Below are 15736 nucleotides of genomic sequence, written 5' to 3'. Positions count from 1 at the left end.
TCAGGTAGAGTTTGGATAGATTGTTGGAAGGAGGGGGACTTATGGCAGAGAAGAAACAACAGCCATCACGTTCTAAAGAAACTGAAAATCAGACGGAATTGACACTGGAGCAGGCCAAAGAGCAGGTCGTAGAGTTAGGGAAAAAACGCGGAATCCTCGCGTATGAAGAGGTGGCTGAGAAATTATCCAGCTTCGAACTCGACTCCGATCAAATGGATGAATTTTACGAGCACCTGAATGAACAGGGCGTAGAGGTCATCGGTGATTCTGAATCGGACCCTAGTATCAAGCAGCTCGATAAGGAAGAGGAATTCGACCTCAATGACCTGAGTGTACCTCCAGGTGTGAAAATCAATGACCCGGTCCGTATGTATCTGAAAGAAATCGGCCGCGTCAATCTATTATCAGCCAAAGATGAAATCAGTCTTGCCCAGCGTATAGAAAATGGGGATGAAGAAGCGAAAAGGGATCTGGCAGAAGCCAACCTTCGTCTCGTTGTAAGTATTGCCAAGCGTTACGTCGGCCGCGGCATGCTTTTCCTTGATCTAATCCAGGAAGGGAACATGGGTCTGATCAAAGCGGTAGAAAAATTCGATTACCGCAAAGGTTACAAATTCAGTACCTATGCTACATGGTGGATCAGACAGGCGATTACCCGTGCGATTGCCGACCAGGCACGTACCATCCGTATTCCGGTTCACATGGTGGAAACGATCAACAAACTGATCCGTGTGCAGCGGCAGCTTCTTCAGGATCTCGGCCGCGAACCGACACCAGAGGAAATTGCACAGGATATGGATCTTACACCGGATAAAGTCCGTGAAATCCTTAAGATTGCCCAGGAGCCCGTATCACTGGAAACACCGATCGGGGAAGAAGACGACTCCCATCTTGGTGATTTCATTGAGGACCAGGAAGCAACCTCCCCATCTGACCATGCCGCCTATGAACTATTGAAGGAACAGCTTGAAGACGTCCTGGACACACTGACAGATAGAGAAGAAAATGTCCTGCGCCTCCGTTTTGGACTTGATGACGGACGTACGCGAACACTCGAAGAGGTCGGAAAAGTGTTCGGAGTAACCCGGGAAAGAATCCGGCAGATCGAAGCGAAAGCTCTTCGTAAGCTGAGACACCCGAGCCGCAGCAAACGCCTGAAAGACTTTATGGAATAAGAACAGCCGTAGACTCAAGGTTCTTTTACAACGCCTATGTAGGAGGATCTTGAGTTTACCTGTGTTTTGGAGGAAAGTATGCAGGATGAGCGTACGAAAACCATCATTCATGAGATTCAGTACTGGAAAGAGAGCAGGCTTCTACCCGCGGAATACTGTGACTTTCTATTGGCGTTGTACACCAAAGGCGAGGAAGAAAAACCCGGCCATGCTCCTGTACAGACCGTACAGCTGCTGGTCCCGGCCTTTGTTCTGCTCAGCCTGTTTATGATACCCCTTACATTACTTGTCATTTATTTTACTCAAATGGGGTTCATAATGCAAACAGGGCTTTTGTCGTTTTTTGTAGGATCGGTATGGTTTATAAGTGGATGGTTACACTATAAACGGACCGACTGGTATTTGATACCTTTTGTGAACGGTTTGTTGATCCTTCTAATAATGTCCATCTTCGTAGTGGATCACTGGACAACATCCGTCCAGGCTGTCTACATAACGATGCTGTTTCATTTTCTTATCTGGATCAGCGTCGGAGTGTTTATGAAAATCAGGTTTTTATTATGGAGTGGCGTAACCGCTGTCATTTTGTGGATCATTTTCATTGTTTTATAAGTTTTCGGTGGTTAAGCCTTTAATAAGTAACGGTTTTCATATAAAATAAAAATAGTCGAATAGACGCGAAAAATTCATATAGGGAATACATAAGGAGGTTGCCATTCATGAGAAAGAACCCTGTGATCCCATTTGCAATTATCGCTGTACTGGGGATCGTAGCCATGATCATTGTTTCTTCTGCCGGTATCAACCAACGTGAAGCGATTCAAAGCGAGGAAGAAGGCGGAGGAGAACAGACGGAAGAAACTGCATCCGCTGATCCGGAAGAAATGTACCAGAACAAGTGTTCAAGCTGCCATGGCGGTGACTTGAGTGGAGGCGCAGGTCCGAATCTTCAGGAAGTCGGCTCCCGTTATTCAGCAGAAGAGATCCAGGACATTATCATCAATGGTAAAGGATCACAGATGCCACCTGGTCTTTATACCGGTGAGCAGGCCACTCAGCTGGCAGAATGGCTCGCTGAGAAAAAATAAGAAGTACGTGAGAAGCTTTCTGCTGCTGTCAGAAAGCTTTTCTTTATGAGAGGAACGATTTTTTATGAATGTACATCAACTATCCGAACGGCTGGCAAAGGTAGCGGAATACCTGCCTGCTGGAGCAGTATTTGCTGATATAGGGTCTGATCATGCCTATCTGCCTTGTTATGTCTGTTTAAAGGATCCACAGGCACAAGCGATAGCCGGAGAGGTTAATCAAGGCCCTTATGACAGCGCCCTGAATGAAGTGAAAGCCCATGATCTTCAATCCAGGATCGATGTCAGATTGGGAGATGGTCTCGAAGTGATCCAGCCTGGAGAAGTTAAGCAGGTCACCATCGCCGGTATGGGAGGGCCGTTAATCCGGGATATTCTGGACAGAGGCAGGGATAAGTTAACCGCCGTTAACCGCATCATCGCCCAGCCGAACATTGATGCACGCTCGATCCGTCAATGGTTTTACACGCATGGATACAGCCTGATCGACGAACAGATCATGGAAGAAGGCGGACACATCTATGAAATCCTTGCAGCAGAAAAAGGGGACCCTGCCCTTGCTTATGAATCCGCCGACTTGGACAAAGAGCTTTGGCTCGGCCCTTACCTTATGAAGGAAAGGTCAGAAGCGTTTAGGAAGAAGTGGCACGAGGAAATGATCAAGAAGGAATATATCCTGGATCAAATGCAGAAGGCTTCCACTGTGGATGAAGTGAAAGTGGACACGCTTCAAAAGGAAATGAAATGGCTGCAGGAGGTTTTATCAAAATGAATAAAGTAACGGCCGGGGAAATCATAAAAACATTGGAAACATGGGCACCAAAAAGCTTTGCTTATGACTGGGACAACGTAGGGCTGCAGGTGGGCAGCCTGAACAAGCCGGTGCAGAATGTCATGGTAACGCTTGATGTTGTTGAAAGTGTAGTGGATGAGGCGGTTGAAAAAAAGGTGGATCTTATCATTGCCCATCATCCCCTGTTATTTGTGAAACTTCATCAAATCAATGTGGATACGCCAAAAGGACGGATAGTCCAGAAGCTTCTGAAACACGATATTACGGTGTATGCGGCGCATACGAACCTGGATGTTGCAGAAGGCGGAGTGAATGATGTGATGGCAGACCTTCTCGATGTTAAAAACCGCCGGCCTTTGATTCCGACAGAAACGGAAAAGCTTGTGAAACTGGCTGTTTTTGTCCCTGATTCCCACCTGGAAGCTGTAAGGGATGCGGTGAGCGAAGCAGGGGCAGGTTTTATTGGTGATTACAGCCACTGTACCTATCAGGTTTCCGGTGAAGGGACGTTCAAACCTCAAGAGGGTACAAACCCTTATCTTGGGGAGCAGGGCCGCTTGGAGCAGGTCCAGGAGAAACGTTTGGAAACCATCGTTCCACAGGATAAGCTGTCTAAAGTTCTTGAAGCGATGGAAAAAGCCCACCCGTATGAGGAAGTGGCTTATGATCTTTATCCTCTTCTCAATGAAGGCAGGACCCTCGGAATTGGAAGAGTGGGCCGGCTGGACGAGCCCATTTCCCTCCAGGATTTTGCTGACAAAGTGAAGGAGCGTTTCGACGTCCCTCATGTGCGTGTGGCAGGGAAAATGGGGAAAACCGTTCAAACGGTCGCCGTTCTGGGTGGAAGTGGAGAAAAATATATTCATAAGGCTAAGAGAAGCGGAGCTGACGTATATGTGACCGGAGATATGACCTTCCATATGACTCAGGACGCTGTGGAGATGGGCTTACATGTGATTGATCCCGGTCACCATGTGGAGAAAGTGGTCTGCGTAAAAGTACAGCAGTATCTGGAGGAACGCTGCAATAAAGATGGAGCCTTGAACATCCTGGTGTCCGAAGTGGATACAGAGCCCTTTATAATCCAGTAAAAAAAGGATGAAAGCGGGAAGCTTTCATCCTTTTTATTATCGTTTCACTTTTTTGCGTGCTCTTACAGGAGGGAGGATTTTCTTCTGCTCGACCTTGGATTCACGAATCCAGGTAGCATCGTCCTCATGGTCAAACTGCTCAATGAACTTGATCACTTCTTTTGTGATCGGTGTTGGCGTGGAAGCACCGGCGGTAACGGCTACTTTATGAACACCTTCCAGCCATTCCAGCTGTATTTCGGTTACATCAGCAATCCGGTAGGCGGTGGTTCCGGCCTTTTCTTTGGATACCTGGGCAAGCCTGTTGGAGTTATTACTCATCGGGTCACCAACAACGAGCGTCAAATCGGCTTCACCCGCCTGTTCTGACACAGCTTCCTGGCGTACCTGTGTAGCCATGCAGATTTCCTGCTGTTTCTCAAGCTGAGGGAACTTTTCCTTGGCTTTTTCCATGACATCATAGACGTCCCATTGACTCATCGTCGTCTGGTTGGTAATCATAAGCTTATCATGATCCAGCTCCAGATTCTCGACATCCTCCTCTGTCTGTACAAGGTGGACCTTCCCGGGAGCGACGCCCATCGCCCCTTCCGGCTCAGGGTGTCCTTTTTTACCGACGTAGATGACTTCAAATCCTTCCGCAACTTTTTTGCGGATCAGGTTATGGGTGTTGGTAACATCCGGACATGTAGCATCAAGAACAGTCAGTCCTTTATCGCGGGCCCTTTCCTTCACCTGCGGGGAAACGCCGTGGGCCGTGAAAATAACCGTACCTTCATGAATACCTTCCAGCATATCGCTGCGGTTTTTACCATCGACAGTGATGATGCCTTCTTCTTTGAAGGCTTCGGTCACATGGGAGTTATGGACAATCATACCTAATATATAAATCGGGCGCGGCAGATTCTGGTCTTTTGAGGCATTTCTCGCAATGACCATGGCATCTACGACTCCGTAACAATAACCGCGAGGGGCGATTTTAATAACTTCCATTGATTAACGTCCTCCTCTTTATCCAATCGAACAACTTTTAAGATACCATCTTCATTATAAAGGGTAAAGCGTAAGTTGACAAAGAAAGCGGTGGTCAGACAACGTTATCGTGCAATTTAGGGCGCACTCTATTATAATAGGGAAGGAACATTTTACATTAAAGGAGAACGGACATGAGTAAGCATACTTTTGAACAATACGCAATTTCCTCTACAGTAAGCAGAATTGTAGAAGGTTTGGGCTTTAAACAGCCGACGCCGATCCAGCAGCAGGTGCTGCCGCCGGCATTAAGAGGGGAAAGTTTGATCGGACAATCCCACACTGGATCCGGTAAGACACATGCCTATCTGCTGGCTTTATTCAGCCGGATGGATGAGAATGCCGATGCCGTACAGTTTGTCATTACAGCACCAACACGTGAACTGGCCATCCAGATTCATGAAGAAGTGAAAAAAGCCGTGAAGCACGCAGGTAAACAAGAGATTTGGCGGTCCAAGCTGTTGATCGGTGGAACGGATAAACAGAAGATGGTGGAGAAACTGGCTTCCAATCCGCCGCACATTGTCGTAGGAACACCGGGCCGTATACTCGATATGGTCAAAGAGGAAGCGGTAGACCTTTATCAAGCCAAATCGTTCGTTCTGGACGAAGCGGATTTAATGCTGGACCTCGGATTTATCGAAGAAGTGGATCAGATTCTTGTTCGCATGGCCGAAGACGTGCAAATGCTTGTTTTCTCTGCAACCATTCCTGAACGGCTGCAGCCATTCCTGAAGAAGTACTTGACCAATCCGGTCCATATTCAAATCGAGGATGATAAGCCATCTCCGGAAACGATGGAGCACCGGTTGATTCCTCTCCGGCATAAACAGCCTGGAGAAGTGATCATGGATATCACGAAGGCGATTCAACCTTATCTGGCCATTATTTTCACGAATGGCAAAGGTCTTGCAGACGAATTGGCGGAGGATTTGATGAGTCGTGGTTTGGAAACAGGCATCCTTCACGGAGGCTTGTCCCCGCGAGAGCGTAAAAGAGTCCTGAAAGAAATCCAAAACCTCCGTTATCAATACATCGTAGCGACCGACCTTGCTGCGCGTGGGATTGATATCCAGGGTGTGAGCCACGTCATCAACGCCCAGATGCCGAAGGAAGAGGAATTCTATATACACCGTGTCGGACGTACAGCAAGGGCCGGGCTGGAAGGTACAGCAATCAACCTCTATCAGGAAACCGATCTTCCATTGATCCAGAAGCTTGAGAAGAAGGGGTTGTCTTTCCAATTCTATGAAGTGAAACAAGGGGAATGGAAAGAAGTAAATGCCTATAATGAGCGGCAGATCCGTGAAAAGAAAGAAACGGATCTGGATAAACAGGCGAAACAGCTCGTCCGCCGTCCGAAAAAGGTGAAGCCGGGCTATAAGAAAAAGATGAAAAAGCAGGCGGAACAAAATAAACGCAGATTGAAGCAGAACCGCTTTAAAAAGAAATAAGAAAGGGTCGAGATCGTCATGGTTAAAATTGGTTCACACGTATCAATGAAAGGGAAGAAAATGCTTCTTGGCGCAAGTGAAGAGGCAGCTTCCTACGGATCCGGCACATTTATGATATATACAGGCGCCCCTCAAAATACGCGCCGCCGTCCAATTGAAGAATTGAATATCGAGGCAGGTCAGGAGCATATGAAGGCCAATGGTATTCAGGATATTGTCGTGCATGCTCCCTATATCATAAATGTAGGTAACACGACCAAGCCGGAAACCTTTCAACTGGGTGTTGATTTCCTGCGCAGCGAAATAGAGCGCACAGAAGCGCTTGGAGCAGGACAAATCGTTCTTCACCCGGGGTCCCACGTGGGGCAGGGAGTGGAAAAGGGTCTTCCGAAAATTATTGAAGGGCTGAATGAAGTCCTTCATAAAGATCAAAATGTCCAGATTGCCCTGGAAACGATGGCCGGCAAAGGTTCCGAAATTGGAAGAAGTTTTGATGAGCTTGCGCAGATTATTGATGGTGTCACATTGAACGAAAAGCTTTCCGTCTGTATGGATACGTGCCACATTCATGACGCAGGCTACAATGTAGTGGAGGATTTTGATGGTGTGCTGAACGAGTTTGATAAAATTGTCGGACTGGACCGCCTGAAAGTCATTCACGTCAATGATAGTAAGAACATTCAGGGAGCAGCCAAGGACCGCCATGAAAATATCGGCTTCGGTCATATCGGCTTCGATGCCCTTCATCAGGTGATTCATCACCCGCAGTTGAAGGATCTTCCAAAAATTTTGGAAACCCCGTACGTGGGGGAAGATAAGAAGAACAAAAAGCCTCCGTATCGATTTGAAATCGATATGGTTAAGCAAGGGACGTTTGATCCGGACCTTAAAGAAAAGATTCTAAAACAGTCATAAGAAAAAGGCGGGGGTCCTGAACCTTCCGCCTTTTTTTATTTCAGCCAGTCCTCGACCCCGTAGTCCTCTGCCAGTTTATGAAGCAGTTTATTTACAGAGCGGGCTGTGTCTGCGGAGGTCAGCCCGGCCAGTTTCTTCAACATTTTCTTCCGGCCATTCTTTTCAAAAGGGTTTTCCTTATTTTTTTTCAACGCTTGAACAATAGCCTGTGCCTCTCCCTCGGTAATCGGTATCCGATACTTCCTGCTGTATTGAAGCAGTTCTTTGACGGTTAACTGCTTCAATTTCTGGGTAATGAACTGTTGGGCCATCTTCTTCATCATGTCATCACCTTTTTCCACTGTTTCATACACCTTATGAATTGTGGGAATGATGTGTGTTTTACAAATCATTCACGTGTGAGTAGATAAATTGAAATCAAACACCCATTCGGTTAAGATGGCGCAATGGGTTTCATGGGCTCTTATGGTAAAGGAAGAGTCACGGGAAGGAGTGAACAGAATGAGGGATCAAAAACCAATCATTCGAACGGTCTTTGCTATGCTGTTAATGAGTCTTGTCTTTATAACTTATCATCAATGGCATCAAAACGAACAGCAGGCATTGGCAGATGAAAATAAAACGTTGGAGCAGAACAAGGAAAAGCTTGAGGGAGATAAGGAAAAGCTGTCTTCTGTCAACGACTATTTGAAGGAGCAGTCTTCAGAGAATAAACAAAAAAATGGATATCTGACATGGCCGGGGATCGAAGACCAGGCTGATATTCTGGTACAGGAAAGTGAGGGAGCCTTCAAGAAGGCCTGGGCCATGTATTTAGTGAAGGAGTCCAAACGCTATGATTTGGATCCATACCTCGTTTATGAGTTGTTGAAGGTGGAAACGGGTGGGACATTTGACCCTGAGCTTGTAGGACCTGAAACAAAGTATGGACGCGCCTACGGCATGTCCCAGTTCATGAAGAATACAGCGCCGTGGATTGCGGATATGGCTGGTCTTCCCTATGAAGAGGAGCTGCTGTTTGATCCTTACTATTCCATGCAGTTATCTCTGGTTTATCTGGATTATTTAAACAGCCGTTATCAAAACTGGGACGAGGCATTAACCGCTTATCACAGGGGAATGTCCGGTCTTGAACAGTATAAAAGTGAACATGGACATGCGGAGAGCTGGTATGCCGTAGAGATTCAGGAAAACGCTGAAGCTCATACGACACTGGCTTCAGCTGAATAATGGTAAAACCGGATGAACTCATCCGGTTTTTTTTCTGCCATCAAATCCCTTCGTTAAATACAAGAGAAACGTCACATAATATAGGTGATTCTCCATACAGAAAGTGAGGGAATTCGCATGTACGATCCAAAAGAAACTGTTGAGAATCAAACAGAAAATGCTCCCCATCACGGGGACGCACGGGAACAGGTTCATGAAGATGAGCCGACAACGGAGCAGGTGCTGGATGAAGCGTTTGATGAAATCCAGGACAGCGATTTAAGAAAAGAATCCGGGTATGACAAGGTGGAATCCGTGGATGACCATGGCCGCGGTCCTTATCAGCCTGTTTATGGCGACAGTTATGAAGAGGAATTTGCTCAGGAGGCTGCTGTCGGTCCCATTGATGAACCAATGAATAATGGTGAGCAGGAAACGACGATGGAGGATGATGTGAAAGTAGGAATGGGCTGGCTAGGATTATCGGCCGCTATTCTTTCCTTCTTTTTTGCTCCACTGATTCTCGGTGCCGCCGGGATTATTCTTGGGATTGTCGGGAAGAGAAGGGGAGCCGATACTCTTGGAAACACGGCGATCATTATCAGTGTCGTTTCCATCGCCTTTTCTCTTTTCTTCGCTCCGTTTATCAATTTCCTGTAAAAAAAAGGGTGGACCATTATGGTCCACCCTTTTTATCTTAGGATTGCTGCTGTTCAAGCTTTTTCTGGCGCTCTTTCTCATAATGCTCTTCAGCAAGTTTATCTACTTCTTTTTTAAGCTCTTCGACCATGATGTCCTCAGGCACTTTCCGGATGATTTCTCCGTGACGGAAGAGAAGGCCTTCCCCGCGGGCACCGGCGATACCGATATCAGCTTCACGGGCCTCGCCTGGTCCATTGACTGCGCACCCAAGAACAGCTACTTTAATAGGAGCCTTGATGCTCTGGATGTATTCCTCGACCTCGTTGGCGATGGAAATCAAGTCGATTTCAATACGACCGCATGTCGGGCAGGAAATCAGCGTAGCAGCGTTGGACGCAAGTCCGAAAGTCTTCAGAAGTTCCTTCGCTACTTTTACTTCCTCTACAGGATCAGCACTTAAACTGATTCGGACGGTGCTTCCGATTCCTTTACTCAGAATGGCACCAAGACCGGCCGCACTTTTTACTGTACCTGCGAAAAGCGTCCCGGATTCTGTAATACCAAGGTGAATCGGGTAATTGAAAGCGGCCGCTGCTTTTTCATAGGCTTCAATCGCCAGTTTGACATCAGAAGCTTTCAAGGAAACGATGATGTCGTGGAAGTCGAGATCTTCAAGAATTTTAATGTGGTGAAGGGCACTCTCAACCATTCCATCAGCCGTTGGATAACCGTATTTTTCAAGGATGTGACGCTCAAGGGAACCGGCGTTGACTCCAATACGGATAGGGATGCCTTTTGCTTTTGCTGCTTTTACGACAGCTTCAACTTTTTCGCGCTTCCCAATGTTCCCCGGGTTGATCCGGATTTTATCCGCCCCGCCTTCGATCGCTTTCAATGCTTTCTTATAATCGAAGTGAATATCAACAACAAGCGGGATATTGATGCGTTTTTTGATTTCAGGGATGGCGTCAGCAGCACGATCGTCAGGGCAGGCCACACGGACGACCTGGCATCCGGCTTCCTCCAGACGCTTGATCTCAGCTACAGTAGCCTCCACATCATGGGTCTTCGTCGTGGTCATGGACTGAATGACAACTTCATCAGAACCACCTATAGTAAGGTCCCCGACCTTCACGGGACGTGTATCTTTTCTGTGCGTAATTGGCATGAATATCGCTCCTTTAAATTAAAAAAAGGGTTGCAGGATGTTTTTCCAATCTTCATTATAAGGCTAATGGCCGGAAATGAGAAGTAAGGACTCTTAAAAGCCCTGGATTTCACGTAAAGTTTGTGTAAACAGATTGGATTTCCTCGACGTGAAAAGTATATCACGAGAGGAAACGGAAGAAAATTGTTATCATTTGAAACATAGCACCACAGTTGTTCGTATGTATAGTAATAGAAGAGAGGGTGAGCGGTTATGCTTCAAACAGACTGGATAGCACTCCTGATTACATTTTTAGGAACAATGTTCCTGATTGGTGAGCTGCTTGTTAACATGCGTGGGGTTTTCGCTGTGCTGGGGCTTGGATTTATTACCGTGTTTTTTTCCAGTTACCTGGCTGTCGATATGTTCATTATTATGATGTTTGTGTACTTTCTAGGTCTTACACTTATGATTATTGATGGAAAGCTGATTAATGATGGAACACTTGCCACTATAGGTGCAGCAGCGATGATTACAGCTGTTGGTTTCAGTGCGCCTAACTGGACGGCGGGATTATACAGTGTCATTGGTGTTATTGCCGGAGGCTTTTCTGCCCTCATTTTCCTCAAGGTTTTTAAGCGCAGAAACATGTGGAATAAAATGGCGTTGAATGATCAGATGACCTCGGAGATGGGCTATAATTCCATGAATGAATCCTATCAGAAGCTTTTAGGGAAAACGGGGTCTGCGCAGACAGATATGCGTCCTTCCGGTACGATAGAGGTAGATGGAGAGGATTACAGCGCTGTCTCGAACGGCCAGTGGATTTACAAAGGAGAGCCGGTAACGGTCGCTTCTGTCGACGGGACTAAAATCATGGTCAAAAAGGTTCAGAATTAACAATTGTTCACATATTCTTCATCGTTTCTTAACACTTCATTGTCATAATTTATTTGGATGATTATTCAAATGACAATGGAGTGTTTTCTAAATGAACGTTAAAAGAAAGACCGGCTTATTAAGATTTACACGGGGCCGATGGCCTCTTCAGGTAAGACTGACGCTCCTGATTATTTTACTTGTCCTTCTCTCTGTATTTGCAACAGGTTTTTTTTCCTATACGAAAGCAGAGGAAAACCAGCTGGCTCTTGTGCAGGACCGGTTGGAACGAGAGTTGCTCGTGGTTCAGGATGTAGCGTAGCAATTGATGTATGCCTTCGTAGGGGATCAGAAGGAATTCGATCAGCGTTTTCAAGGCTATGCAGATGCACAGAAAGCTCAGATGCAGCAGGATGGTCTGACAGCGGATGCATACCTGTTCACTGAACAAGCTGTGTATTCCTATCCAGACTTGACTCCTGTTCTTTCTTTTACCGAAGAGGAAGTAGAGGAGGTTTTAAGTAAGGAAAATGGCACAGAACAGTGGACGACAAATGGAGAATCGTTTGTGTATTCGTTTGCTCCTGTCCAGGAGCTGCAGGGGATCTATGTTCTTGGTGTGGCGGAAGAGGATATTATGAAAGAAGTCGATCAAATGGCCTGGTATACGTTTTTGATTGGAGCTGGGACAGCGGTTGTAGCTGGAGTCATGGTTTCCTATATCATTCGAAAGACTGTCCGCCCCCTCAAACAGCTGGAGGAAATGATGGGGAAGATTGGCAGCGGTGTGATCGGGGAGGCATCGGCTGTAAAAACGAGCCTGCCGGAGGTCCGGTCATTAAAAAGGAGTTATGAAAAGTCCATTACCACTATTGTGGATATTCTGTCTACGGTAAACGCAGCCGTCCAAAACCTTGATCAAGAAGGAAGCCGCATGGATGAATCAGCGCGGGTTCTTGATCAATCCCAGCGGGCGTTAAAGGAAGAGCTTCTTAAAGTAGATAGAACTGCTGCTGAAACAGAAGGATTTATGGAGGATCAGCAGGAAGTCTTTCGTGAACTTTCTCAAGTTTTCTCCCACTTGAAATCAGCCATGGATCACATGATGGAGAGACAGGGACAAATGAACCAGTCGGCTGCTTCCGGTAATGATGGGGTGGATCGCGTGGAAAGTTCCTATATTAGTATAAGAAGAGAACTGACAGAAATGTCATCAAGAGTAGAATCCTTTCAGAGCTATATGCATTCGGTACAGGATTCAGGAGCTAAAATCCAGGAGCTGGCTGAACAGACGAGGATGCTTGCTTTAAATGCTTCCATTGAGGCAGCGAGAGCCGGAGATCATGGCCGGGGATTTGCTGTTGTAGCCAGGGAAGTGGGTAAGCTGGCCGATCTTTCCCGGAACACGGCCTTGAACATCGATCAGCGAATGGCGGATCTGATCGAGCTTGGATCTGACTTTTCCAGACAGTTTCAACGTCTTTCTGTTGAAATGAATGATCAGCAGAAGCAAATGGATATTTCAAAAGCAGCTTTTCGAGATCTTTCCTCTGGAATGGAAACGTTCAACGTACAATTAGAATCCGCATACCTTCATTTGGTGGATGGAGAAGAAGTGATACCCCGGATGCAGAAGGTCATAAAAGGGATGGACCGCCTGACAAGGGACCAGTCCTTGTCCATTGACCATTTAACCCAGGCATCAGACTGGCAGGAGGAAAATGTGAGAATGACGGAGGAATTCATAAGAGAATTGGTCGTACTGACCCAGGAACTGTCCGACATGATTACAACTAAACAGTTGGTTTATGAAGGTGGGGAGAATGTTTCTGAGCCTCATGCTTCTTAAACATCGAGCGTTTGAAAATACCTGTACATAAAGAAGGCTTCCTTGTAAAAGGGGGTCTTTTTGTTATGGAACAGACAGAGATGCATGAGAGCTAAGGAAATCACCATCCCAGGTTAGTTTGTGTGAGAAAAAACGGCAATGTAAATTTAATGTTAAGTTTTCTATTACATCTTTACAAAAGAATCATAGTTCGTTAATAATGGATGAGGTGTTTTAAAGAGAGACATACAGAAATTTTGGATGAGGAAAGGGTGGAAAACATGGAAATCGATGTGCAGCAGATGATATTCGAATTCATCGGCGGGCTAGGTATTTTCCTGTTTGGAATTAAATTTATGGGGGACGGCCTCCAAAAAGTAGCCGGAGACCGTTTGAGGGAACTTTTAGACCGTTTTACCAGCAATCCGTTAATGGGTGTCATTGCCGGTGCCGTAGTGACGATTCTCGTTCAAAGTAGTTCTACAACAACCGTTTTGACTGTCGGATTGGTTAACGCTGGATTTATGACCTTTAGACAAGCTATCGGTGTTATAATGGGTGCCAATATTGGGACGACATTTACTGCATTCATTATTGGTATTGATATTAAAGAGTATGGACTGCCGATCCTGGCTCTAGGTGCCCTGTTGATTTTCTTCTTTAAGAATAAGAAAGTATCCAATATCGGCCAGACCGTTTTTGGACTCGGTGCTTTATTCTTTGGTCTTGAATTAATGAGCGGAGGAATGAAGCCGCTGCGTTCCCTTGAAGCATTCAGGGAACTGACACTCAGTATGAGTGAGAACCCGGTACTTGGTGTCGTGATCGGTACACTGTTCACAGTAATCGTACAGAGTTCCAGTGCCACGATCGGTATTCTGCAAGGACTGTTTGGAGAAGGCCTTGTAGATATACAGGCATCTCTGCCGGTACTTTTCGGAGATAACATTGGAACAACCATCACAGCTGTCATTGCAGCGGTTGGAGCAAGTGTAGGGGCGAAGCGTGCGGCTTTTGTACACGTGATTTTCAACGTGCTCGGTGCTACCGTTTTCCTCATTCTATTGAAGCCTTTTACCTTATACGTCGAGTGGCTCCAGAACTATATGGACCTTGGACCGGAGATGACCATCGCTTTCGCGCATGGGTCGTTTAACATTGCCAACACGGTGGTCCAGTTCCCGTTCATCGCTGTTCTGGCGTGGATCGTTGTTAAACTCGTACCAGGGAATGATTCCCTGATTGAATTCAAGCCTCAGCATCTGGACCCAATCTTTATCGAGCAGTCTCCTTCTCTTGCGCTTGATCAGGCGAAGGAAGAAGTGATCCGCATGGGCGAATATGCCTATAAAGGATTGGAAGAAACGAGTCTGTATTTAAACAATAAACAGCAGAAGCATTCAGAAATTGCGATGCAGATTGAAGATGCATTGAACAACCTCGATCGGAAAATCACCGATTACCTGGTTGATCTTTCTCAAGCATCGCTTACGGACGAAGAAAGCCGGAAACACTCAGCTCTTATGGATTCTGTCCGTGATCTGGAACGGATCGGGGATCACTTTGAGAATATTATCGAGCTCATCGATTATAAGAATTCCAACAAAGTAAACCTTACTGCTCAAGCTGTCGACGACTTGAATACAATGTTCGATCTGACATTGATGACAGTGAAACAGGCAACAAAATCCCTTGAAAACATGAGCCGTGAGGAAGCACTCGCTGTTGTCCAGAAGGAAAATGAACTGGACCGGATGGAACGAAGCTATCGTAAGAAACACATCATCCGTCTGAATGAAGGAGTATGTACAGGACAGGCCGGTATCGTTTTTGTAGATATGATCAGTAATCTCGAACGGATCGGAGATCACGCTGTGAATATCGCAGAAGAAGTACTGGGAGAAAAAGATAGTCTGTAATGAACGAGGTGAAAGCTTACCAAAGCTTTCACCTTTTTTTATAAAAATCCTTGCCGAGTCGTTCATTGCATGGTATATTATTTTTGTCGCTGAAAACGGAACGGAAAAATATGTTGACACAGTGATACATAAATGGTATATTAATTAAGTCGCTTACAGAGCGAATATGGCGGTGTAGCTCAGCTGGCTAGAGCGTACGGTTCATACCCGTGAGGTCGTGGGTTCGATTCCCTCCACCGCCACCATACATATGATCTTATCTATAAACATGGCGGTTGTGGCGAAGTGGTTAACGCACCGGATTGTGGTTCCGGCATTCGTGGGTTCGATTCCCATCAGCCGCCCCATGTGGACCCTTAGCTCAGCTGGTTAGAGCTATCGGCTCATAACCGATCGGTCGCAGGTTCGAGTCCTGCAGGGTCCACCATATAGATTCCGGAGGAGTACCCAAGTTTGGCTGAAGGGAGCGGTCTTGAAAACCGCCAGGGGGTTTACGCCCCGCGGGGGTTCGAATCCCTCCTCCTCCGCCATCTTTTCTTTTTTTATAAAGGGATATCTAAAACA

General features: G+C 46.3%; 16 protein-coding genes and 4 tRNA genes. 17 read left to right on the top strand and 3 right to left on the bottom strand.

The features are described 5' to 3' along the window. Nucleotides 1-41 precede the first annotated feature (41 nt). From rpoD to ACXAJH_RS05410, 5 genes are all read left to right on the top strand, one after another. Nucleotides 42-1175, top strand: a complete 1134-nt coding sequence (gene rpoD / locus ACXAJH_RS05430; protein WP_027955371.1) for an RNA polymerase sigma factor RpoD — start codon at nucleotides 42-44, stop codon at nucleotides 1173-1175. A 78-nt stretch (nucleotides 1176-1253) separates the two neighbouring features. After that, nucleotides 1254-1787: a hypothetical protein gene (locus tag ACXAJH_RS05425; RefSeq protein ID WP_474969013.1), complete on the top strand. Its 534-nt coding sequence runs from the start codon at nucleotides 1254-1256 to the stop codon at nucleotides 1785-1787. 107 nt (nucleotides 1788-1894) lie between these two features. Beyond that, nucleotides 1895-2263, top strand: coding sequence for a cytochrome c550 (cccA, locus tag ACXAJH_RS05420; protein WP_474989399.1), 369 nt, complete (start codon nucleotides 1895-1897; stop codon nucleotides 2261-2263). A gap of 64 nt (nucleotides 2264-2327) precedes the next feature. Next, nucleotides 2328-3035, top strand: coding sequence for a tRNA (adenine(22)-N(1))-methyltransferase (locus tag ACXAJH_RS05415; RefSeq protein ID WP_474993268.1), 708 nt, complete (start codon nucleotides 2328-2330; stop codon nucleotides 3033-3035). Then, entirely contained in the window at nucleotides 3032-4147 is a 1116-nt protein-coding gene (locus tag ACXAJH_RS05410) for a Nif3-like dinuclear metal center hexameric protein (protein ID WP_474993267.1), read from the top strand. Before ACXAJH_RS05415 ends, ACXAJH_RS05410 begins: the two co-directional genes overlap by 4 nt. Nucleotides 4148-4183: 36 nt before the next feature. Here the strand turns inward: ACXAJH_RS05410 and ACXAJH_RS05405 are convergent, their stop codons facing one another. After that, entirely contained in the window at nucleotides 4184-5140 is a 957-nt protein-coding gene (locus tag ACXAJH_RS05405) for a 4-hydroxy-3-methylbut-2-enyl diphosphate reductase (RefSeq protein ID WP_027955376.1), read from the bottom strand. 173 nt (nucleotides 5141-5313) lie between these two features. Between ACXAJH_RS05405 and ACXAJH_RS05400 the strand changes: the two genes are divergently transcribed. Next, complete coding sequence (locus ACXAJH_RS05400) at nucleotides 5314-6633, top strand: DEAD/DEAH box helicase (RefSeq protein ID WP_474969010.1); 1320 nt, start codon at nucleotides 5314-5316, stop codon at nucleotides 6631-6633. A gap of 18 nt (nucleotides 6634-6651) precedes the next feature. Continuing rightward, a complete protein-coding gene (locus ACXAJH_RS05395; RefSeq protein ID WP_474969009.1) occupies nucleotides 6652-7548 on the top strand; it encodes a deoxyribonuclease IV in 897 nt (298 codons plus the stop codon). A 35-nt stretch (nucleotides 7549-7583) separates the two neighbouring features. Here ACXAJH_RS05395 and ACXAJH_RS05390 read toward each other — a convergent pair whose 3' ends face one another. Then, on the bottom strand, nucleotides 7584-7868 hold the full coding sequence (locus tag ACXAJH_RS05390) for a DUF2624 domain-containing protein (protein WP_474993265.1): 285 nt from the start codon (nucleotides 7866-7868) through the stop codon (nucleotides 7584-7586). Between the two features lie 181 nt (nucleotides 7869-8049). Between ACXAJH_RS05390 and ACXAJH_RS05385 the strand changes: the two genes are divergently transcribed. Both ACXAJH_RS05385 and ACXAJH_RS05380 read left to right on the top strand, forming a co-directional pair. Next, the gene (locus ACXAJH_RS05385) at nucleotides 8050-8778 is read left to right on the top strand and encodes a lytic transglycosylase domain-containing protein (protein WP_474969007.1); all 729 of its coding nucleotides are present in this window, start codon (nucleotides 8050-8052) and stop codon (nucleotides 8776-8778) included. 117 nt (nucleotides 8779-8895) lie between these two features. After that, nucleotides 8896-9417: a hypothetical protein gene (locus ACXAJH_RS05380; protein ID WP_474969006.1), complete on the top strand. Its 522-nt coding sequence runs from the start codon at nucleotides 8896-8898 to the stop codon at nucleotides 9415-9417. A 37-nt stretch (nucleotides 9418-9454) separates the two neighbouring features. Here the strand turns inward: ACXAJH_RS05380 and ispG are convergent, their stop codons facing one another. Beyond that, a complete protein-coding gene (gene ispG / locus ACXAJH_RS05375; RefSeq protein WP_474970417.1) occupies nucleotides 9455-10561 on the bottom strand; it encodes a flavodoxin-dependent (E)-4-hydroxy-3-methylbut-2-enyl-diphosphate synthase in 1107 nt (368 codons plus the stop codon). 258 nt (nucleotides 10562-10819) lie between these two features. Here ispG and ACXAJH_RS05370 point away from each other — a divergent pair, with 258 nt between their 5' ends. From ACXAJH_RS05370 to ACXAJH_RS05335, 8 genes are all read left to right on the top strand, one after another. Further along, the gene (locus tag ACXAJH_RS05370; protein ID WP_027955383.1) at nucleotides 10820-11446 is read left to right on the top strand and encodes an NfeD family protein; all 627 of its coding nucleotides are present in this window, start codon (nucleotides 10820-10822) and stop codon (nucleotides 11444-11446) included. 91 nt (nucleotides 11447-11537) lie between these two features. Then, a complete protein-coding gene (locus tag ACXAJH_RS05365) occupies nucleotides 11538-11747 on the top strand; it encodes a hypothetical protein (protein WP_474993263.1) in 210 nt (69 codons plus the stop codon). A 6-nt stretch (nucleotides 11748-11753) separates the two neighbouring features. Continuing rightward, nucleotides 11754-13274 (top strand): methyl-accepting chemotaxis protein, encoded by a 1521-nt coding sequence (locus tag ACXAJH_RS05360; protein ID WP_474993261.1) that lies wholly within the window; start codon nucleotides 11754-11756, stop codon nucleotides 13272-13274. Nucleotides 13275-13534: 260 nt separating this feature from the next. Further along, nucleotides 13535-15172, top strand: a complete 1638-nt coding sequence (locus ACXAJH_RS05355) for a Na/Pi cotransporter family protein (protein WP_474969004.1) — start codon at nucleotides 13535-13537, stop codon at nucleotides 15170-15172. A gap of 168 nt (nucleotides 15173-15340) precedes the next feature. After that, nucleotides 15341-15417, top strand: a tRNA-Met gene (locus ACXAJH_RS05350). A 26-nt stretch (nucleotides 15418-15443) separates the two neighbouring features. Beyond that, nucleotides 15444-15519, top strand: a tRNA-His gene (locus ACXAJH_RS05345). A gap of 3 nt (nucleotides 15520-15522) precedes the next feature. After that, nucleotides 15523-15599: transfer RNA gene (locus ACXAJH_RS05340), tRNA-Ile, on the top strand. 10 nt (nucleotides 15600-15609) lie between these two features. Then, nucleotides 15610-15702 (top strand) — tRNA-Ser (locus ACXAJH_RS05335). The last annotated feature ends 34 nt before the right edge of the window (nucleotides 15703-15736 follow it).

It is taken from the genome of Halobacillus sp. ABD4_316 (genome assembly GCF_056161385.1).
Note: the sequence above shows the minus strand (reverse complement) of the source record. Positions and strands in the feature narration are given on the sequence as shown.